This window comes from Bacillus luti (assembly GCF_009739945.1).
Classification (GTDB): Bacteria; Bacillota; Bacilli; order Bacillales; family Bacillaceae_G; genus Bacillus_A; species Bacillus_A luti.
Genome location: NZ_CP040336.1, coordinates 835,218 through 855,886, shown reverse-complemented (window position 1 = coordinate 855,886; position 20,669 = coordinate 835,218). Strand labels below are relative to the sequence as shown.

The following is a 20,669-nucleotide window of genomic DNA, read 5'->3' as shown; positions in this document are numbered from 1 at the left end:
AATTTTGCTCTCTTATTTTCTTTCACTCTATCATTGTAGTAATTGTCTCTTCCACTCTTCAGGCCAGGGTTCGCCTCTTCCCGTTTTTTTCGATGCTTGAACCATCATACCGCGTCCAACTAAACAAACTTCTCCTGCTGCATTTTTGACCATATAGTGTAAATCTAAAGAAGAATTCCCAACTGAGCCTGCCTTTACATATACCTTCAACTGTTCATCAAAATATATTTGCTTAATAAAATTGCATTGTAAATCTGCAACAACGATCATCGTTTCTGATGATTCATGCGTCCATTCTTGCATAAATCCAAGTTCTTTAAACAATGCGATACGTGCCTCTTCAAAATAAGTAAAAGCTACTACATTATTTACATGCCCAAACATATCTACTTCACCAAAACGAACTTTGACAGGATTGTAAAATGAAAAACCACTTTCCCATTTCTCAAAGTCTTCAATGTAAGAAATTCTCTTCACTAGTCTCTCCCCTTTTCTTCTCAATAAACAGAATAAACTGAAAAATAAAGTTATAAATATTGCCTCTTCAAGATGAAGAGGCAATATTTATTAATAGTTATTATCGCTACCAAAGAAATCTTTGAACGATTGAATTGTTGTATCACGGTTTAATGCCGCAATTGAAGTTGTTAATGGAATACCCTTCGGACATGATTGCACACAGTTTTGAGAGTTACCACAGTTTGCTAGTCCACCATCTCCCATAATTGCACGTAAGCGATCTGCTTTATGCATTTCACCCGTTGGATGTGAGTTGAATAAACGAGCTTGTGATAACGGTGCTGGTCCAATAAAATCAGATTTACTGTTCACGTTTGGACATGATTCTAAGCAAACGCCACATGTCATACATTTTGAAAGCTCATAAGCCCATTGACGCTTTTTCTCTGGCATTCTTGGACCTGGTCCTAAGTCATACGTACCATCGATTGGAATCCAAGCCTTAACACGTTTTAACGCGTTAAACATACGGCTACGATCCACTTGCAAGTCACGTACAACTGGGAATGTCTTCATCGGCTTTAAGCGGATTGGTTGTTCTAACTGGTCGATAAGAGCTGTACATGATTGTCGTGGTTTTCCGTTAATCACCATCGAACATGCTCCGCATACTTCCTCTAAGCAGTTCATATCCCATGCAATCGGAGTTGTTGCGTTTCCTTTTGAATCAACAGGATTACGTCGAATTTCCATAAGCGCCGAAATAATATTCATATTCGGACGATACGGAATTTCAAACTCTTGATCAAATTCTTGTGCATCTGGTCCATCTTGTCTCGTAATGATGAGGCGGATTGTTTTCTCAGACATGTTGTTTATCCCCCTTCTCTTCACCCTTAGCAGCTACATCATGTTTTGAAGAATAGTCACGTTTACGTGGTTTAATTAATGAAACATCCACGTCTTCGTAATGGAATGCTGGTGCATTTCCTTCTCCCTCAAATTTCGCCATCGTAGTTTTTAAGAAGTTTGCATCATCACGATTTGGGAATTCAGGTTTGTAATGCGCCCCGCGGCTCTCATTACGGTTATATGCGCCAATTGTAATAACACGCGCTAACTCAAACATATTTGCAAGTTGGCGTGTAAATGAAGCACCTTGGTTACTCCATCTTGCTGTATCGTTAATGTTAATACGCTTGTAACGAGCCATTAACTCTTCAATTTTCGCATCTGTTTCTAATAACTTTTTATTTTCACGAACTACTGTAACGTTATCTGTCATCCATTCTCCAAGCTCTTTATGAAGAACATATGCATTTTCGTTACCATCGAGCGTTAAAATATTGTTAAATTTCTCTGTTTCGATTAATTCATTTTGCTCATATACAGTAGATGAAACAGCATCCGATGATTTAGAAAGACCTTTCATGTATTCAATTGCATTCGGTCCTGCTACCATACCACCGTAAATTGCTGATAATAGTGAGTTCGCACCAAGGCGGTTACCACCGTGCATAGAATAATCACACTCACCTGCTGCAAATAAACCTGGAATACTTGTCATCTGCTTATAGTCAACCCATAATCCGCCCATTGAATAGTGAACAGCTGGGAAGATCTTCATTGGTAGTTTACGAGGATCATCACCTGTAAATTTCTCATAGATTTCAATGATTCCACCAAGTTTAATATCTAGTTCTTTCGGATCTTTATGAGAAAGATCTAAGTACACCATGTTTTCACCGTTAATACCTAGTTTTTGCTCTACGCAAACATCAAAGATTTCACGCGTTGCAATATCACGAGGTACAAGGTTTCCGTAAGCAGGATACTTTTCTTCTAAGAAGTACCATGGCTTACCATCTTTATACGTCCAAACACGTCCACCTTCACCACGTGCAGATTCACTCATAAGACGTAATTTATCGTCTCCAGGAATTGCCGTTGGATGGATTTGAATGAACTCACCGTTCGCATAATATGCACCTTGTTGATATACAGCAGAAGCTGCTGTACCTGTATTAATAATAGAGTTAGTTGATTTTCCAAAGATGATACCAGGGCCCCCTGTTGCCATAATCACGGCATCAGCTCCGAAACTTTTAATCTCCATAGTTTGTAAGTCTTGTGCTACGATTCCTCGGCACACACCTTCATCATCAACAACAGCTCGTAAGAAATCCCAACCTTCATATTTCGTTACAAGTCCTGCTACTTCATGACGACGTACTTGCTCATCTAATGCGTATAGTAATTGTTGGCCAGTTGTTGCACCAGCAAATGCTGTACGGTGATGTTGCGTTCCACCAAAGCGACGGAAATCAAGAAGTCCTTCTTCCGTACGGTTGAACATAACACCCATGCGGTCCATTAAATGAATGATACCAGGTGCTGCTTCACACATCGCTTTAACTGGTGGTTGGTTCGCTAAGAAGTCCCCACCATAAATTGTATCGTCAAAGTGGATCCATGGAGAATCCCCTTCACCTTTCGTATTTACGGCACCGTTAATTCCACCTTGGGCACAAACAGAATGTGAACGTTTTACTGGTACTAATGAAAACAGTTCAACATTTACTCCTGCCTCTGCCGCTTTAATCGTTGCCATTAAGCCGGCCAAGCCACCGCCGACTACTATAAGTTTCCCTTTCATGCTCTCCCACTCCTTACTGGTTTGCTAGCTGTGGATCGATGAACGCTAATAATGCACTCACACCTACATAAGATAGACCTAAGAAAATAGCTAATGTTACATAAGTAGAGATTCTTTGTGAACGTGGAGATACTGTAATTCCCCAGCTGATGCAGAATGTCCATAGTCCATTTGCAAAGTGGAAAATTGTTGAAACAACACCAACTAAATAGAATGCAAACATAGCTGGATTGCTTAAAATATCTGCCATCATATCATAGTTTACCTCTTTACCTAACATTGCTTGAATACGAGTTTCCCAGACGTGCCAAGAAATGAAGATCAGCGTAACGATACCTGAAATTCGTTGGAAGACGAACATCCAGTTACGGAAATAACCGTAAGATACCGCATTGTTCTTAGCTGTAAATGCAATATATAAGCCATATATAGCATGGTACAGTATAGGTAAAAAGATGATGAAAATTTCTAGCGCATACCGGAATGGAAGGAGCTCCATAAAGCCTGCAGCTTTGTTAAAAGCCTCTGCTCCTCTTGTTGCAAAGTTGTTTACTACTAAATGTTGCGTCAAAAAGACACCAACCGGGATGACCCCCATTAATGAGTGCCACTTACGAAACGTATACTCGCGGCCTTTCATGTCCCCATTACCCCCCTCGAATGTTTGACTGCTGTTTTCAGATTAGTTTACAACAATAATGTTTTTTCACTATTGGCATAAGAAAAACTGAAAAAATTATTCGAAATATTTCAGCATAATTTGATACCAAGTTCATTTTACTCCTATTTTTGTCGAAGCGTCAAGAAAACGTATACATAATTTGCATATAATTTGCCAATTCTTTTTTTCTTCTTATATATTCAGATTTTCCTAAAGAAAAATCTGTTTTTATAAATGTGAAATGTTATATAATAATCCCTATAGAAAGAGGGGATTATTGTGAGTAAAAATACAATCGATATAACATCTTTAGAAGATGTTTCATTGAATGCCTTCGCTTATGAATTGCTACGTGAAGAATTACTACCTGACTTAATTGGTAACGATTTAGATGGTATTTTATACTGGTCTGGTAGAAACCTTGCAAGAAAATATCCACTAGAAACAATTGAAGAAGTTATTCAGTTCTTTGAAAAAGCTGGTTGGGGCACTTTAAGTATTATTGAGCATAAACGTCGTGAAATGCAGTTCCAACTTAAAGGCACACTCATTGCTGAACGTCAAAAACACAATAGACATTCTTCTTATCAATTAGAGGCTGGATTCATTGCTGAGCAATTTCAGAAGCAACGAAATGTCGTTGCAGAGTCATACGAAGAAAAGAAAAAACGTTCAGACTCTATTACATTTCTTGTGAAATGGGATATAAAAGATCTCATTGAAGTGTAGCATTACTTACAGTCAACTAGACATATAAGTTTAGTTGACTTTTTTGTATTTTCAATCAGGTCTAGTTATTTTAAATCTTCAGAAATTATAACAAAAAATAGAAGACATTGTAAACTACAACGTCTTCTTATCTGCTAAATAAGTATAGATCGTCTCCGCGACATTTTTCGGCATACCCGCTTCGACAAATTCCGTCACAGAAGCTTCTTTCATCTTTTTTAACGATCCAAAATGTTTCAGCAATATCTTTTTTCGTTTATCACCAATTCCAGGAATATCATCCAGTGCTGATTGAATGACAGATTTCCCATGTAATTGTCGATGGAATGTAATTGCAAATCGATGCACCTCATCTTGAATGCGCTGCAACAAATAAAATTCTTGGCTATTCCTCTCAAGCAAGACAGGTTCAGGTGGATCTCCAATAATTAAATGTGATGTTTTATGTTTGTCATCTTTCACAAGCCCTGCCATTGGAATATATAATCCGAGCTCATTCTCTAGAATATCACTCGCAGCCGCTAAGTGGCCTTTTCCGCCATCAATAACGATTAAATCAGGTAAAGGTGAATTTTCTTTTAGTGCTCTTGTATAACGGCGCCTCACAACTTCTCTCATAGACTCGTAATCGTCTGGCCCTTGAACCGTTTTAATTTTATATTTTCTATATTCTTTCTTCGCCGGTTTCCCATCGATAAAAGCAATCATTGCTGAAACAGGATTCGTTCCTTGGATATTTGAGTTATCAAATGCTTCAATACGATAAGGTGTTTCAATTCCAAGCTGCTTCCCTAAATTTTCTACAGCTTTAATCGTCCGTTCTTCATCACGTTCAATTAAGTAAAACTTCTCTTCAAGAGCAATCTTTGCATTTTTATTTGCTAATTCTACAAGATCTTTTTTCTTACCACGTTTTGGCTGTGTCGCTTCCACTTCTAAAAAGCGCTCTACTAATTCTGAGTCTATACTTCCTGGAACGACAATTTCCTTCGGCTTAAAGTGACTACTGTTTTCATAAAATTGACCGATAAATGTTAAAAATCCCTCTTCTGGTTCATCATAGATTGGAAACATTGAAACATCACGTTCAATTAACTTTCCTTTTCGAACAAAGAAAACTTGAACGCACATCCATCCTTTATCAACTGCATATCCAAATACATCACGATCCACTAAGTCACTCATAATCATCTTTTGTTTTTCCATAATTGCATCCATATGGGCAATTTGATCTCGTAATTCTTTCGCACGTTCAAATTCTAGTTTCTCTGAAGCATCATACATCTTTGTTTCTAATTCTGAACGAATTTCTTTATGCCCACCATTTAAAAACTTAATAATTTCATCCACAATTTCTTTATTTTGTTCTTCTGTCACTTCTTTCACACAAGGTGCTAAACATTGACCCATATGATAATACAGACAAACTTTATCTGGCATATTCGTGCATTTACGAAGTGGATACATACGGTCTAATAGTTTTTTCGTTTCATGAGCTGATTGTGCATTCGGATAAGGTCCAAAATATTTTCCTTTATCCTTTTTTACATTGCGCGTAATAAGCAAGCGCGGCTGTTTTTCAGCTGTAATTTTAATAAAAGGATATGTTTTATCATCTTTTAATTGAATATTATATTTTGGATCGTGTTTTTTTATTAAGTTCAGCTCTAAAATAAGAGCTTCCAAATTTGAGGAGGTTACAATATATTCGAAATCTACAATTTCTCCTACAAGCCGCAGTGTTTTCCCATCATGCGAACCAGTAAAGTACGAGCGCACACGATTTTTAAGCACTTTTGCCTTTCCGACATATATAATCGTTCCTTGCTTATCTTTCATTAAATAGCAACCAGGTTGATCTGGTAAAATGGCTAACTTCTCTTTCAAATGTTCGTGCACTCGTCACCCTCCATTTCTACATGCTTAGCATTTTTATTTTCACATGAAAACATACTATGCCAAAACACCCAACATACGTTCTTTCATTGTAACGGAAAGGCTATAAAAAAGAAAATAAAAAAAGCTACCAAATGGTAGCTTCTTTATTTTAGAAGTGTTTAGAAACTAATTCTACTAACGCTTCTTTCGGTTTGTAACCTAACGCTTGATCAACTACTTTACCGTCTTTTAATACGAAAAGAGCTGGAATGCTCATTACTTCGAATTGACGAGCAGTTTCTTGATTTTCATCAACGTCTACTTTTACTACTTTTACTTTCTCGCCTAACTCTGCATCGATTTCTTCTAATACAGGAGCGATCATTTTACAAGGTCCACACCAAGGTGCCCAGAAATCTAATAATACAACACCTTCGCTAGTTTCAGCTGCGAAGCTTTGGTCATTTGCATTTACAATTGCCATTTTATTTCCTCCTTCAAGTATATTCTACCAAGAGTATATCATTAACTTATATACGTGGCGAATATTATGTATCGTTATGTATTGTAACAAAAAAATGTTCCTTTATACTATATAAAAATACGGATGAAATACTAAAAAGATGAGAGACAGGGGATCTCTCACCTTTTTCTATATATAGGGGTACTTCACTTGGAACTCAAGGGTACTCAAATCATGAATGTACTTTTAACTTTTTAAACTCTTCTGTTAAAAGAGGCACGACTTCAAATAAGTCACCAACAATACCGTAGTCAGCTACTTTGAAGATGCTTGCTTCTGGATCTTTATTAATCGCAACGATGATTTTTGAGTTAGACATACCAGCTAAATGCTGAATCGCACCAGAAATACCGCATGCAATGTATAAGTCTGGCGTAACAACTTTACCAGTTTGACCAATTTGTAATGAGTAATCGCAATACTCAGCGTCACAAGCACCACGAGATGCCCCAACAGCGCCGCCTAATACGTCAGCTAACTCTTTTAATGGTTTAAATCCTTCTTCACTCTTCACACCGCGTCCACCAGCGATAATTACTTTCGCTTCAGAAAGATCAACACCCTCTGCAGTTTTACGGACAACATCTTGAATGATTGTACGTAAATCTTTTACATCAACTGTAATAGAAGACACGTCACCGCTGCGAGACTCATCTTTTTCAAGAGTTGCAATGTTATTTGGACGCACTGTCGCAAATAAGATACCGTCTGTTACAATCTTCTTCTCGAAAGCTTTACCAGAGTAGATTGGACGAGTGAAGATAACATTTCCACCTTCAACTTCTAAAGCAGTTACGTCAGAAACTAGACCAGCCTCAAGCTTTGCTGCTAATTTTGGTGATAAATCTTTACCAAGTGCTGTATGTCCAAATACAATACCTTCTGGTTTTTCTTCAGCATATACAGCTAAAAATGCTTGTGCATAACCATCAGACGTATATGATTTTAATTTATCATTTTCAACTGTCACAACGCGATCTGCACCGTAATGAATCAATTCATTTGCAAAAGAGGCAACGCTGTCTCCAACTAGAAGACCTACCACTTCACCGCCTTCTGCAATTGTTTTTGCTGCTGCTACCGCTTCAAACGAAACGTTACGTAGCGATCCGTCACGAACTTCACCCATTACTAATACTTTACGAGCCATAGATTTTCCCTCCTGCGTATATAATTTCGTATTTTATTAGATTACTTTCGCTTCTGTATGGAGCAACGATACAAGTTCTTTTACTTGATCTTGCAGCTCGCCTTGTAACACTTTTCCTGCATCTTTCTTAGGAGGCAAATAGATTTCAATTGTTTTTGTCTTTGCTTCCACATCATCTTCTTCTAAATCTAAATCATCTAATTCTACTTCTTCTAATGGCTTTTTCTTCGCTTTCATAATACCCGGAAGCGATGGATAACGAGGTTCATTTAAACCTTGTTGCGCTGTTACTAAAACTGGTAATGATGTTTCAATAACTTCCGTGTCACCTTCAACATCACGCTCAATCTTCACGCTTGTACCGTCAATCTCAAGCTTTGTAATTGTCGTTACATATGGAATATTTAACGCTTCAGCTACGCGTGGACCAACTTGTCCAGACGCTCCGTCAATTGCAACGTTTCCGCCTAAAATTAAATCTGCATTTTTATCTTTTAAATATTCAGCAAGTACTTTTGCTGTCGTGAACTGATCACCATTTTCAACATCGTCTTCAATATTAATTAATACCGCTTTATCGCAGCCCATCGCTAATGCTGTACGAAGTTCTTTCTCACTATCTTCGCCACCAACTGTTACGACAGTAACCTCTCCGCCTTGTGCATCTCTTACTTGAATTGCTTCTTCAATCGCATATTCATCGTAAGGGTTGATGATGAATTCCGCTTCGCCATCGTAAATTGCACCGTTTTTAATTACGATTTTTTCTTCTGTATCAAATGTTCGTTTCATGAGTACGTAGATGTTCATTCCATTTACCCCCTTATTTTTCAGAAAGATTCTATCAATTTTAAAATTCTGTTAATTTATATTAAAAAAATATTTGAACTACCTGCCACTAAATGAAGGTTTACGCTTTTCTAAAAATGCCGCTACACCTTCTCTTCCATCTTCACTCGTAAATACCTCACCAAAAATCTGTGATTCACGTTGTACACCTTCATAATAATGAGACGATTTCGTCGTTTGTAATAACTCTAATACAGCACGAGTTGTTGCTGGACTTTTCCCAGCAATTTGTTTTGCGACTTTAAGCGTATCATCTAAAAATGATTCTTCAGAGAACAATCCGTTAACAAGTCCCCATTTTAATGCTTCAGCACCAGTAATCGGTGTACTCGTTAACATCATTTCACAAGCTTTCGCTTTCCCAACATAACGTGGTAAGCGCTGTGTACCTGCAAAGCCAGGAATTAATCCGAGCGTCAATTCAGGTAAACCAAGTTTTGCACTTTCAGTTGCAAAGCGCATGTGGCAAGACATAGCAAACTCCAAGCCGCCGCCTAGTGCCGCTCCATGAATTGCCGCAATAACTGGTTTTGAACACTTTTCTACGCGCTCAAACGTAACTTGTCCAAGCTGCGCCAGCTCAGTCGCTTGCTTCGCTTCAGTAACAGATGTGAATTCTTTAATATCTGCTCCTGCTGAGAAGAAGCGGCCTTCACCGTGAATAACAACAACACGAATGTTATCATCCTTCTCCACTTGATCAATTAATTCAGTGACGTCATGCATAACTTGTGAAGACATCGCGTTAGCTGGCGCATGATTTAACGTAGCCACCGCGATATGATCTTCAACTCTTACAGATAGGAATTTCAACATGATCCCTCCCATTATTGACGATAACCACAAGCTGCAATAAGTAGCCCATGTACCGTTTTTGAAAGTGCGACCAGATCATACTTATGATCGCTCATTACCCAATTGGTCACAACTTCATCTACTGTTCCAAAGATCATTTGTCTTGCCACGCGAACATTTAAGTCCGCTTGGAATTCACCTTGCTTTATACCTGTTTCTAAAATCTCATCCATAACTTGTAAGTAGCCTTTTAATACTTCATTTATTTTAAGGCGTAAGTCTTGATTGGACTGTCTTAGCTCTAATTGCGTAACGATAGCAAGAGGATCATTTTGTGACAACAGCAAGAAGTGCGTTTCTACCAACATGAATAATTTCGCTACAGCGCTTTCAATTCCTGCTGTTTTTTGACGAATTGTTTCGACAAATTCTCCCATCTTCTCTTGGAATAAGGATATTAATATATCTTCTTTATTTTTAAAATATAAATAAATCGTGCCATCTGCTACCCCAGCTTGCTTTGCGATTTTCGAAACTTGCGCTTGGTGGTATCCATTCTCCGCAATCACAATGACTGCCGCATCAATAATTTGATTGTATTTCGGTCTATTTTTCTTCACTTTACTGTCCCCTTCAAGAAGATGACTGAATGAATAGTCATTCATATTCTTATAATACTGACTATTTAGAAAAGTGTCAATCCTATTTTTTCAAAAAGAAAGGGCCTTAGCCCGTTTGCTCATCCTCATTCTTTCTCTTCTCTTCATCTATTAGGACACGGCGTAAAATTTTGCCGACCGTCGTTTTCGGCAGTTCCTCTCTAAACTCATATACTTTCGGCACTTTATAAGCAGCTAAATACTTACGTGCAAACTGATCTAATTCTTCTTCAGAACATTCTGCGCCTTCTTTTAAAACAACAAACGCTTTTACAGTTTCCCCTCGGTACGGATCAGGAACGCCGATTGTTACTACTTCTTGCACCTTTTCATGCTCATATAATACTTCTTCTACTTCACGAGGATATACGTTAAAACCGCTAGCAACAATCATATCTTTCTTACGATCTTTCACATAGAAAAACCCATCTTCATCCATGTAGCCAACATCTCCTGTATGAAGCCAGCCATCTTGCAATACAGCCGCCGTTTCTTCTGGCTTATTCCAATACCCTTTCATAATTTGTGGACCTTTAACAACAATCTCACCAATTTCACCTGGAGGTAAGGCCTCTCCTGTTTCGAGTGACATAATGATTGCTTCTGTATCCGGCCACGGTACACCAATACTTCCTGGCACACGTTTTTCCCATAAAAAGTTCCCATGTGTAACTGGTGACGACTCCGTTAATCCATATCCTTCTACTAATTTACCACCTGTAACTCTCTCAAACTCTTCCTGTACTTCTACTGGAAGCGGTGCAGATCCACTTATACAAGCCTGAATAGAAGAAATATCGTATTCTTTTAAAAGAGGACTATTTAAAAGGGCAATATAAATAGTTGGTGCTCCTGGAAATAATGTAACTTTATGTTTCTTAATTGCCTCAAAAACCATTTTCATATCAAACTTCGGAATAAGCACCATTTTATACCCTTGCATAATACTCAAATTCATTACCGCTGTCATGCCATATACGTGAAAGAATGGTAGGACTCCAAGAATTACCTCTTCTCCCTCTGTGCAATTGTATAACCAATGTGCACCCATCAAAGTATTTGAAACAAGGTTTTTATGCGTTAACATAACTCCTTTTGGAAAACCTGTCGTCCCACCGGTATACTGCAAAAGAGCCAAATCATTTTCAGGGTCACAAGGAACTTCAACATCGGTATTACTTTCCTTTTCTACTGACTTCCAAAGGTGAATTGTTTCACTTTCCGACACGTTCACAACAAGATTCGCTTGCTTTTTTTGCACAAATGGATAAAGTAAATTTTTCGGAAACGGTAAAAAATCTGCAATACGAGTTACAATAACATGCTCAAGCCTTGTAGCATTTTGAACATTAGTAACTCTTGGGAATACTAAATCAAGGCAAAGAATGACTTTTGCCCCTGAATCATGAAGTTGATACTCGAGTTCTCTTTCTGTATAAAGAGGATTCGTTTGTACAACAATCCCCCCTGCAAGCAAAGTACCATAGTAACCAATTACAGATTGTGGACAATTCGGTAACATAATCGCGACTCTATCACCTTTTTCAATACCGAGCTTTTGAAGATAATTTGCAAATTTCTTTACCTTATCATGGAAATCTGCAAATGTTACATCTTTCCCCAAGAAATGAAGCGCTTTCTTTTCTGGATAACGTGAGGCCATTTTTTCTAAATATCTATGAAGTGGTTGAATATCATAAGCAATTGTTGCTGGAATTTCCTCTGGATAGCTCTGTAACCAAGGTTTTTCCACTCTCATTCCCCCTTCCAATACTCTTGAAAATAAATGAATGTTCATTCATGATGATTGTTTTCATTATATTATAGTCATCACCACGTTACAATCATAATATTCTGACTTTTATATAACTATGCTTTACCTCATTAACTTCTTATTATATGTATAAACTCTCCTAACCTTAAAAGAGTAAGAGAGTCATCATTTAACTGAGTCGTATAATTGTTAACACTGCTCCTGGAGTAGTCGTTGATAATGTTGCAACGGCTAGCAGACCGAATAATTGCAAACTAATGGCACTTCCAGCCGCAAGAGTCGTAATAATTGTTGCACTAAAAGATGTGGTTGCTAACGCAGGAGCATTGATAGTCCCAGCAAGCGGTGCTCCATTAATCGTAATTCGCGAACTTACTAATAACGCTGCTGTTATATTAATTGTATATGAAATATAATAATTCCCTGCATTTGCAGCCGTAAATACAGTGTTTCCCCCAGACACCGTCATTCCTGGACCAATGTTCTGATTGTTTGGAAGCGGGACGTTTGTTCCACCGAGTAGGACCGATATTGCTGTACCCGACGTATTATTTGCAAACGCGTACGTTGCCGTTATACTTGTGCCTGTTGCACCCGTTTCACCTGTTGAACCTGTTGAACCTGTTGAACCTGTTAAACCTGTTGGACCTGTTGGACCCGTTGGACCTGTTGGACCCGTTGGACCTGTTGGACCCGTTGGACCTGTTGGGCCTGTTGGACCCGTTGAACCTGTTGAACCTGTTAAACCTGTTAAACCTGTTAGACCTGTTGGACCCGTTGGACCCGTTGAACCTGTTAAACCTGTTGCTCCTGTTGGACCCGTTGGACCTGTTAAACCTGTTGGACCTGTTGGACCTGTTGGACCTGTTAAACCTGTTGGACCCGTTGGACCTGTTAAACCTGTTGGACCTGTTGGACCCGTTGGACCTGTTAAACCTGTTGGACCTGTTGGACCTGTTGGACCTGTTGGACCCGTTGGACCTGTTGGACCTGTTGGACCCGTTGGACCTGTTGCTCCTGTTGGACCTGTTGGACCCGTTGGACCCGTTGGACCTGTTGCTCCTGTTGGACCTGTTGGACCCGTTGGACCCGTTGGACCCGTTGGACCTGTTGGACCCGTTGGACCCGTTGGACCTGTTGGACCCGTTGGACCTGTTGCTCCTGTTGGACCCGTTGGACCCGTTGCTCCTGTTGCTCCTGTTGCTCCTGTTGCTCCTGTTGCTCCTGTTGCTCCTGTTGCCCCCGTTTCACCTGTTGGACCTGTTGCTCCCGTTGCCCCTATCGCTCCCGTTACTCCTGTCGCTCCCGTCGGACCTGTTGGACCAAGCTTAGGAACTGTCCCATCGCAACTAAAACAGCATGAATCAACATGTACACCATTTTGATTATTACACCCACAATATCCATTTGTATTATTGAGCCATGAAGACATGCTGATCCCTTCCTTCAAATTCAATCTTTTAAGCATAAGCAACGAATTAGAAAACACATATCAAATAATAAAAAACTGTATTCTATAGCGATAAACACGCATTAATTCCATACATTCTAATAATTATTACATGCGACATTCTCTCCTTTTGCTTGTACTTTCGCCTTCTTGGTTAAACCAAATTCACCTTCTAAAGTCTTCATACGTATACAAATTTCAATTCTACATAGTAAAATCTGCATAATTCGTTGCTTTTCGTCAAAATTTTAAAAAAATATTGACACTTAAAATATCCTCATAGTATGATTTGGTTGTTGTAATTGATAACGATTTTCAGTGTCATTTATTACAAGTAAAAAAATTATTTGGGGGCAGAAGATGAAGAAAATTCTCAGTATTTTCATAGTAATTCTTCTATTCGCTGTTGGATGTGGACAGCAAAAAGAGGAGAAAAAAGAAACAAAGACAGACGATAAGAAGCAAGCTATAACAATTAAACACGCTGAAGGGGAAACAAAATTAGATAAACCAGCGAAAAAAGTTGTTGTACTTGAGTGGGTATATTCAGAAGACTTATTAGCACTTGGTGTTCAGCCAGTAGGGATGGCAGACATTAAGAATTATAATAAATGGGTAAATACACCAACAAAACCAAGTAAAGATGTTGTAGATGTAGGGACACGCCAACAACCAAACTTAGAAGAAATTAGCCGTCTAAAACCAGACTTAATTATTACTGCATCATTCCGTGGTAAAGCTATTAAAAACGAATTAGAACAAATTGCACCAACAGTTATGTTCGATCCATCAACAAGCAATAACGATCACTTTGCTGAAATGACAGAAACATTTAAACAAATTGCAAAAGCAGTTGGAAAAGAAGAAGAAGGTAAAAAAGTATTAGCTGATATGGATAAAACATTCGCTGATGCAAAAGCAAAAATTGAAAAAGCAGACTTAAAAGATAAAAACATCGCAATGACACAAGCATTTACAGCTAAAAACGTGCCAACATTCCGTATCTTAACTGACAATTCTGTAGCTATACAGGTTACAAAAAAATTAGGTTTAACAAATACTTTTGAAGCAGGAAAATCTGAGCCAGATGGTTTCAAACAAACAACTGTAGAATCATTACAAAGTGTACAAGATTCAAACTTCATTTACATTGTAGCGGATGAAGATAACATTTTTGACACGCAACTAAAAGGCAACCCTGCTTGGGAAGAATTAAAGTTCAAAAAAGAAAACAAAATGTATAAATTAAAAGGCGACACTTGGATTTTCGGTGGTCCTGAGTCTGCAAAATCTTTAGCAACACAAGTAGCAGATGTAATGACAGCGAAGAAGTGATTACACGATGAATAGCTTACAACATACACTTCGAGCAAGTCTTGTATTCGGAGGAGGAGCAGCTCTCTTGCTCCTCCTTTTCTTTATTCATATCGGACAAGGTCAAGCGAACATTTCCTATAGTATGATTATGGATGCTCTTATCTCACCGAATCAATCGCTAGAGCATCAAACTTTAATCATGCTTCGATTACCTAGAGCCGTAATTGCTATTTTAGCCGGAGGTGCTCTTGCTGCATCTGGAGTTATTTTACAAACGTTAACAAAAAACCCACTTGCTGAATCCAGTACAATGGGTATTCACTCTGGCGCATATTTCTTTCTAGTAACTGCTACAATTTTCTTACCGAAAGGTTTGCAAATTAACTCACTCCTTTTCACATTTATCGGTGGTGCAATTACTGCTTTATTTGTATACCGTATTTCTGGTGGAAAAAAGGGAACCCCACTTAGAATGGCATTAGCTGGTATGGTCGTTACATTAATGCTTTCTGCCTTTACTGGAACGATGCAACTGTTCTATGAGAATGAAACAGCTGGTTTATTTTTATGGGGAGCTGGGTCTCTTATTCAAAATAACTGGGATGGCGTTCAATTTGCTTTTCCATTTATCATTATTTCTTTCCTAGTTTTACTATTTATGTCTCGTAAACTCAACATTCTCTTACTTGGTGATGATGTGGCTGTTTCTCTTGGTGAAAAAACAGCGGTAACACGTCTTATCGCCTTCATTGCCGCAATCTTTTTAACAGCAGTAATTGTTACTGTTGTTGGACCAATCGGTTTTGTGGGCTTAGTTGCACCACATTTAATGCGTCTTATTGGCTACCGTCAGCACTTTACTCTTCTTCTCTCTTCTTTCTTATGGGGGGCAGTCTTATTACTTGGAGCAGATGTTGTCGGTAGGTTAATAGATCCAACCGGTGCAGAACTTCCTGTTGGGGCAGTCACGGCAATGATTGGATCGCCTTGGCTTATTTACTTAGTGTATCGAATAATGAAATCGAAACAATATATGAATGATAACGTTGCAAATGCAGCTGGAGCTAGTTCCCGCTATTACTCTTATAAAAAGGTAATCATTATATCTATTACGCTTTGTATTGTGACGATTGCTCTTGGTGTTACAATTGGTAGTAACGCTTATATCGAAAGCATTACAAATGTTATATCAGGTCAATTAACACAATTTGACAAAAATATGATGATGAACCTTCGTTTACCAAGAATGCTCGTTGCTGCTATTGCTGGCGCTTGCCTTGCAATAAGCGGACTTGTTTTCCAAGGTATATTACGAAACCCACTTGCAGACCCTTCTATCATTGGTATTTCCTCGGGGGCTGGTGTTGGTGCTTTAACTATTATGTATGTCTTTCCTGCACTTCCTGGTTTCTTCCTACCAATTGGTGCATTTATTGGCGGACTACTTGCAGTTGGAATTGTCCTCTTCTTCTCTTGGAAATCAGGGTTTAGTCCAACAGCTCTCGCTTTAATAGGGATTGGCATTTCCGCGCTTGGCTCAGCAATTATTCAAATCTTTATTGTTAGAGCGAATTTAAATGTGGCTGCTGCTTTAACGTGGCTATCAGGTAGTACGTATGCAAGAGGATGGAATCACTTAGAAAATATTATTCTATATCCATCACTTATTCTCGTACTCATTATCTTTTTCTTAATAAAGCAACTCGATGTTCTTGTACTTGGGGATGATTTAGCAACTGGACTCGGACAACCGGTAAATAAAACGCGTCTTGCTCTAATCGTGTTAGCGACACTACTTGCATCAGTAAATATCGCTGCTGTCGGTACGATTGCCTTTTTAGGCCTTGTCGCACCACACTTAGCGCGAATTGTTGTTGGGATGAATCACCAAAGACTATTCGTCTGTTCAGCACTGTTTGGAGCAATCCTCCTTTCCATTGCTGACTTACTAGGACGAACAATTGCATATCCGAAAGAAATTCCTTCTGGTCTTGTCGTTGCTGTACTTGGGGCACCTTATTTCTTATGGTTAATGAGGAAAAGTGGGAAGAAGGTTAATTAAAAGCCAGCTTCATATATGAAGCTGGCTTTTCTATCATGGCATAAAGTGAAACTATAATCAGTAGGGTTTTGTTCATCTCCCACTTCTTCACTCCAGCCAAATTTTAAAGTAGGAGTTTTACTGCCCGTTAATGCGGGATAAAATTAATATAAGCTTTGTACATAAAATATATAACAAGTGAATACATAATTATATTGAATATACTACGTTTTAACGTTAACTTTCTCTTTAATTTTTTATCCAGCAATCTTAATTCTATTCCGGTTGCTATTTTCAATCCACCTACTATTTGAAATAACTCTCTGTAATCATCAGCATTTCCTAACAATACGTATTCTTTATCATTTTTATACTTTATATAAAGAAATTCACTTCCACCTTTACGGTCTAATATTGTTTTCATAGAAGCTATTTCGTTTAATAAACATACTTTTAAGTCCACTTCATTATAATAACGATCCACAAAAAACACATATAACTTTTTATTTGTAACGATTAGCACATTGTTAATACCGAAGTTCATCGCAAGAACGCCTATCCCTAATGTCATCGCTGTACCTGTCTGCCAGTTTTTCACGCAAGGATTTTCAGTAAACATACTATACAAAACCTCTTCACTCCCCTGTGATTCTTCTTGTACGGCCTCATAACAACGTTTCATTAAAATTGTTTTTGTTACAACTTCTTTTGTACGATCTATTTTCTTTTTATCTATTTTTTTATCATTTCTATAATCTTCTACAAAATTATCACCATACTGCAAATTATTTAATTCCTGAAGCAATTTTTCTTTATTCATTTCTTTTCCCTCCTAACAGCTTCTTCAATTTCTTTCTCCCTCTCGAAAGCCTGCTATACACCGTATCTCGGGTCATACCGAATTCAAGTGCTATTTCTTGTACGCTATATTCATCTAAATACCTTTTTATAAAAATTTCCTTATCTTTTTCGTTCAATTCTTTAATTAAGACGTAAAAATTATGATTTCGCTCTTCTGTTGTTAAATTAACCTCTTCCCCTTCTTCATATATTTCTTGATGAAACTCTTGTAATTGGTAAGCCTTATTACTTTTTCGTTTATAATCAATGGCTTTAAATTTCGCAACGGATATAAGCCAATTCCTAAACTTCCCACGATTTTCATCGTAACTGCTAATGTTGTACCAAACGATTAATAAAATATCATCAACACATTCATCCACTAGCACCTTACTATGTGCCGTATCTAACACACTGTGAACCACCCTATAAATTAACTCCCCATATCGATCAATTACTGTATGTAAAGCTAACATATCCTGTTTTCGAAGACCTTCTACTATTTCTATATCTTTCACCCTTATCACCACGCTTTATCCCATTCTCTATTCGTTATATATACGAATGAACACATTCGATTCCTGACAATTCTACAAATATTTTCTAGTTATTTTTATATTGTAACAATATGTAATGAATTTTTTTCTATTAAAAGGGAATAAATCAAGTGTCTCGAACTTAACCTATGAACATAATTAGGAGGGATAACTATGTACCAAACAATTGAAGGCTTTTTACAATCATGGAAATACGAGGCTGAATCTACTCAGAAGATGCTCGATGCATTAACAGATGAATCTTTATCACAGGAAATTGCACCTGGACACTGGACGTTAGGCAGAGTTGCTTGGCATATCGTGACGGCCATTCCGGTTATGCTATCTGGCACAGGGCTTAAGTTTGAAGGGGAAACGAAAGATTATCCTGTACCGACTTCTGCTACAACAATTGCTGATCAATATCGTAAAGTAAATGCAGCTTTTGTTGAAGCACTTCAAAGCGAATGGACTGATAAAGACTTAGCGACTATTAATGACTTCTTTGGTCGCCCTATGCCGAATTCTATATTTTTAATGACGCTTATTAATCATCAAAATCACCACCGCGGACAAATGACAGTTTTAATGCGACAAGCTGGCTTAACAGTCCCTGGCGTATATGGTCCTGCAAAAGAAGAATGGGCTGCGGCCGGGATGGAAGCTCCAAAAATGTAACGACAGAAAAAGACAAGGTATTGATTCACCTTGTCTTTTTCTGTAACTTGTTTCATGTGAAACTTTATATTGCATCTTCTCTCTCAATATTTCTAATCCCATAATAAGCAATCGCCACACCAATCGCTGCAAATGCGAATTGAAGAGGAAGAAAGGTCGCTATAGGAAATATTGGTGGGTTATTAATTGCGATTAGTACAACGATAATAGACGAAACAATAGTAGTTGGCACTGAACGTTTACGCATTCCGAAGTATAGAGGAATTAAGCTTATTCCAGCAGTGGCAATGGCTAAAGGAACGAGATTTATCCCTTCTTGAATCAATTGATCTAATGTAAATGGATTAGAAAGAATCGAAAAATAACTATCTATTCCAATGAAAATTCCTACTACAAAAATATTAGATAAAATAACTGTTATGAATGTTAATATTGCTGTAATAGCCAACTTACTAATCATTATTTTCTTCCGATTAATTGGATAAGAAAACATCAATAATATTGTTTTGTTTTTATATTCATCAATTATTAACTTAGCTATTAGTATAGCACCAAAAATAATAAATGTTGCTCTTACTATTGAACTAGCCATTAACAAAATCGCCTGCGGATCTCTTATTTCTGGATCTCCCTCTATTTGAGAAACGATGCTAACAAAAATCAATAATGCCAGTATAACAAGATTTGCAATTACTGCTCTCTTCACGTACCAGCCGAGTTTAAATTTCTTCAGTTCTAGCTTCATAAGACGTAGCATGATGGTCCTCCTCCCGTTTAAGACTTAATCAATATAAATTGCTCCTGTTTTACTTAAAATCTTCACTTCGTTTTTTGCATCACCAATGATTCCTTCTATTATCTTTTCAGTATTCTTGTCTTTCTTCAATCCGTTTACATTCACCAGTATGTCATTCGAATTACTTTTAGCTGTAAGTTTCAATGAATCCGGAACACCTTTATACCTTACGCCAATATCTCCTGATTTTGTTTCTATAAATAATGATTTTCCTTCTTTTATATCTTTCAGTAATACTTCACCGGATGTTGAAGTGATGTTCATATTTACGTTGTTTACATTTGTTACATAGTTATCGCCAGTTGTAGACTTTATATTTAACTCTTGTACTGAACTATCTTTCAAACTTAATTCGCCACTTTTCGAAGTGAATTCACCCTTCTCTGCTAATAGTCCTACAATCATTTCATCTCCAGACTTGCTTTTTGTAACGATACTTTTCACTTCTATATTTCTTATTTTCACATCACCCGATTTATTATTTAATACAATTTTATCTATTTCTTTCTTCGGAATAGCTATAGATATACTATTTTTCTTCCTAAACGTAAAACCATTAAAAAATCTGGTCGCCTTTTGTTTTTGTTTAATCACAATTTTCTTTCCGTCATTTTCTATTTTGACAGGCTCTAGATCTTTATCTACTTGTTGACCTTGAGCGGAAATTACTATTTTATTAGCGTCTGTACTTTTAAATTCAATATCCCAATTTTCATTATCCACTTCGATTTCTTTTATATTATTTATCTCAAAAGACTTTTCTTTCTTAAAATCTTTCCCCTGAAATGTCTTAAAACCAAAAACTACACTAGCAATTGTCAGAAATAAAATTGCAATTACTATTATTTTTTTCAACATTCATACCCCAGTTCGTTGTT

20 protein-coding genes are annotated in these 20,669 nt (G+C 37.6%); 4 read left to right on the top strand and 16 right to left on the bottom strand.

The annotated features are described in order from the left end of the window. Positions 1-30: 30 nt before the first annotated feature. The 4 genes from EUC40_RS04440 to sdhC all read right to left on the bottom strand — a co-directional run bounded on the left by EUC40_RS04440 (position 31) and on the right by sdhC (position 3,755). A complete protein-coding gene (locus tag EUC40_RS04440; RefSeq protein ID WP_000822728.1) occupies positions 31-477 on the bottom strand; it encodes an acyl-CoA thioesterase in 447 nt (148 codons plus the stop codon). 90 nt (positions 478-567) lie between these two features. After that, positions 568-1,329, bottom strand: a complete 762-nt coding sequence (gene sdhB / locus EUC40_RS04435) for a succinate dehydrogenase iron-sulfur subunit (RefSeq protein WP_001291828.1) — start codon at positions 1,327-1,329, stop codon at positions 568-570. Next, a complete protein-coding gene (gene sdhA / locus EUC40_RS04430; protein ID WP_000676741.1) occupies positions 1,322-3,115 on the bottom strand; it encodes a succinate dehydrogenase flavoprotein subunit in 1,794 nt (597 codons plus the stop codon). The genes sdhB and sdhA overlap by 8 nt, the downstream gene beginning before the upstream one ends. Before the next feature lie 13 nt (positions 3,116-3,128). Next, the gene (gene sdhC / locus EUC40_RS04425) at positions 3,129-3,755 is read right to left on the bottom strand and encodes a succinate dehydrogenase cytochrome B558 (RefSeq protein ID WP_000678360.1); all 627 of its coding nucleotides are present in this window, start codon (positions 3,753-3,755) and stop codon (positions 3,129-3,131) included. A gap of 300 nt (positions 3,756-4,055) precedes the next feature. Between sdhC and EUC40_RS04420 the strand changes: the two genes are divergently transcribed. After that, positions 4,056-4,505 carry a YslB family protein gene (locus tag EUC40_RS04420; RefSeq protein ID WP_156573855.1) on the top strand — a complete coding sequence of 150 codons (450 nt, stop codon included), beginning with the start codon at positions 4,056-4,058 and terminating at the stop codon, positions 4,503-4,505. Positions 4,506-4,619: 114 nt separating this feature from the next. Here the strand turns inward: EUC40_RS04420 and uvrC are convergent, their stop codons facing one another. The 8 genes from uvrC to EUC40_RS27575 all read right to left on the bottom strand — a co-directional run bounded on the left by uvrC (position 4,620) and on the right by EUC40_RS27575 (position 13,565). After that, positions 4,620-6,404, bottom strand: a complete 1,785-nt coding sequence (uvrC, locus tag EUC40_RS04415; protein WP_000544265.1) for an excinuclease ABC subunit C — start codon at positions 6,402-6,404, stop codon at positions 4,620-4,622. A 148-nt stretch (positions 6,405-6,552) separates the two neighbouring features. Next, positions 6,553-6,867: a thioredoxin gene (trxA, locus tag EUC40_RS04410; RefSeq protein ID WP_001018943.1), complete on the bottom strand. Its 315-nt coding sequence runs from the start codon at positions 6,865-6,867 to the stop codon at positions 6,553-6,555. A 211-nt stretch (positions 6,868-7,078) separates the two neighbouring features. Then, positions 7,079-8,056, bottom strand: coding sequence for an electron transfer flavoprotein subunit alpha (gene etfA, locus EUC40_RS04405; RefSeq protein ID WP_000101961.1), 978 nt, complete (start codon positions 8,054-8,056; stop codon positions 7,079-7,081). Between the two features lie 36 nt (positions 8,057-8,092). Then, positions 8,093-8,866: an electron transfer flavoprotein subunit beta gene (gene etfB / locus EUC40_RS04400; protein WP_001029038.1), complete on the bottom strand. Its 774-nt coding sequence runs from the start codon at positions 8,864-8,866 to the stop codon at positions 8,093-8,095. Positions 8,867-8,944: 78 nt separating this feature from the next. Continuing rightward, positions 8,945-9,721, bottom strand: a complete 777-nt coding sequence (locus EUC40_RS04395) for an enoyl-CoA hydratase (RefSeq protein WP_000911291.1) — start codon at positions 9,719-9,721, stop codon at positions 8,945-8,947. Positions 9,722-9,732: 11 nt separating this feature from the next. After that, positions 9,733-10,320 carry a fatty acid metabolism transcriptional regulator FadR gene (locus EUC40_RS04390; protein ID WP_000742218.1) on the bottom strand — a complete coding sequence of 196 codons (588 nt, stop codon included), beginning with the start codon at positions 10,318-10,320 and terminating at the stop codon, positions 9,733-9,735. Positions 10,321-10,426: 106 nt separating this feature from the next. Beyond that, positions 10,427-12,112, bottom strand: a complete 1,686-nt coding sequence (locus EUC40_RS04385) for a long-chain-fatty-acid--CoA ligase (protein ID WP_151625055.1) — start codon at positions 12,110-12,112, stop codon at positions 10,427-10,429. Between the two features lie 190 nt (positions 12,113-12,302). Next, positions 12,303-13,565: a BclA C-terminal domain-containing protein gene (locus EUC40_RS27575; protein WP_156573853.1), complete on the bottom strand. Its 1,263-nt coding sequence runs from the start codon at positions 13,563-13,565 to the stop codon at positions 12,303-12,305. A 378-nt stretch (positions 13,566-13,943) separates the two neighbouring features. Between EUC40_RS27575 and EUC40_RS04375 the strand changes: the two genes are divergently transcribed. Continuing rightward, on the top strand, positions 13,944-14,918 hold the full coding sequence (locus tag EUC40_RS04375; protein WP_156573851.1) for an ABC transporter substrate-binding protein: 975 nt from the start codon (positions 13,944-13,946) through the stop codon (positions 14,916-14,918). 7 nt (positions 14,919-14,925) lie between these two features. Then, positions 14,926-16,962, top strand: a complete 2,037-nt coding sequence (fhuB, locus tag EUC40_RS04370) for a Fe(3+)-hydroxamate ABC transporter permease FhuB (protein WP_156573849.1) — start codon at positions 14,926-14,928, stop codon at positions 16,960-16,962. A gap of 127 nt (positions 16,963-17,089) precedes the next feature. Here fhuB and EUC40_RS04365 read toward each other — a convergent pair whose 3' ends face one another. Then, positions 17,090-17,761 carry a septation ring formation regulator EzrA gene (locus tag EUC40_RS04365; RefSeq protein ID WP_156573847.1) on the bottom strand — a complete coding sequence of 224 codons (672 nt, stop codon included), beginning with the start codon at positions 17,759-17,761 and terminating at the stop codon, positions 17,090-17,092. After that, the gene (locus tag EUC40_RS04360) at positions 17,754-18,308 is read right to left on the bottom strand and encodes a sigma-70 family RNA polymerase sigma factor (RefSeq protein WP_156573844.1); all 555 of its coding nucleotides are present in this window, start codon (positions 18,306-18,308) and stop codon (positions 17,754-17,756) included. The genes EUC40_RS04365 and EUC40_RS04360 overlap by 8 nt, the downstream gene beginning before the upstream one ends. A 183-nt stretch (positions 18,309-18,491) precedes the next feature. Here EUC40_RS04360 and EUC40_RS04355 point away from each other — a divergent pair, with 183 nt between their 5' ends. Beyond that, on the top strand, positions 18,492-18,995 hold the full coding sequence (locus EUC40_RS04355) for a DinB family protein (protein WP_071710430.1): 504 nt from the start codon (positions 18,492-18,494) through the stop codon (positions 18,993-18,995). Between the two features lie 64 nt (positions 18,996-19,059). Here EUC40_RS04355 and EUC40_RS04350 read toward each other — a convergent pair whose 3' ends face one another. Both EUC40_RS04350 and EUC40_RS04345 read right to left on the bottom strand, forming a co-directional pair. Beyond that, a complete protein-coding gene (locus tag EUC40_RS04350) occupies positions 19,060-19,752 on the bottom strand; it encodes an ABC transporter permease (protein ID WP_071710429.1) in 693 nt (230 codons plus the stop codon). Between the two features lie 24 nt (positions 19,753-19,776). Next, positions 19,777-20,649, bottom strand: coding sequence for a DUF4097 family beta strand repeat-containing protein (locus EUC40_RS04345; protein ID WP_156573842.1), 873 nt, complete (start codon positions 20,647-20,649; stop codon positions 19,777-19,779). Positions 20,650-20,669: the final 20 nt, after the last annotated feature.

Bases quoted from the DNA above. Each gene is read 5' to 3' on its own strand.
- sdhB (WP_001291828.1), bottom strand. From the start codon at position 1,329: ATGTCTGAGAAAACAATCCGCCTCATCATTACGAGACAAGATGGACCA.
- sdhA (WP_000676741.1), bottom strand. From the start codon at position 3,115: ATGAAAGGGAAACTTATAGTAGTCGGCGGTGGCTTGGCCGGCTTAATG.
- sdhC (WP_000678360.1), bottom strand. From the start codon at position 3,755: ATGAAAGGCCGCGAGTATACGTTTCGTAAGTGGCACTCATTAATGGGG.
- trxA (WP_001018943.1), bottom strand. From the start codon at position 6,867: ATGGCAATTGTAAATGCAAATGACCAAAGCTTCGCAGCTGAAACTAGC.
- etfA (WP_000101961.1), bottom strand. From the start codon at position 8,056: ATGGCTCGTAAAGTATTAGTAATGGGTGAAGTTCGTGACGGATCGCTA.
- etfB (WP_001029038.1), bottom strand. From the start codon at position 8,866: ATGAACATCTACGTACTCATGAAACGAACATTTGATACAGAAGAAAAA.
- EUC40_RS04395 (WP_000911291.1), bottom strand. From the start codon at position 9,721: ATGTTGAAATTCCTATCTGTAAGAGTTGAAGATCATATCGCGGTGGCT.
- EUC40_RS27575 (WP_156573853.1), bottom strand. From the start codon at position 13,565: ATGTCTTCATGGCTCAATAATACAAATGGATATTGTGGGTGTAATAAT.
- EUC40_RS04375 (WP_156573851.1), top strand. From the start codon at position 13,944: ATGAAGAAAATTCTCAGTATTTTCATAGTAATTCTTCTATTCGCTGTT.
- fhuB (WP_156573849.1), top strand. From the start codon at position 14,926: ATGAATAGCTTACAACATACACTTCGAGCAAGTCTTGTATTCGGAGGA.
- EUC40_RS04365 (WP_156573847.1), bottom strand. From the start codon at position 17,761: ATGAATAAAGAAAAATTGCTTCAGGAATTAAATAATTTGCAGTATGGT.
- EUC40_RS04355 (WP_071710430.1), top strand. From the start codon at position 18,492: ATGTACCAAACAATTGAAGGCTTTTTACAATCATGGAAATACGAGGCT.
- EUC40_RS04350 (WP_071710429.1), bottom strand. From the start codon at position 19,752: ATGCTACGTCTTATGAAGCTAGAACTGAAGAAATTTAAACTCGGCTGG.
- EUC40_RS04345 (WP_156573842.1), bottom strand. From the start codon at position 20,649: ATGTTGAAAAAAATAATAGTAATTGCAATTTTATTTCTGACAATTGCT.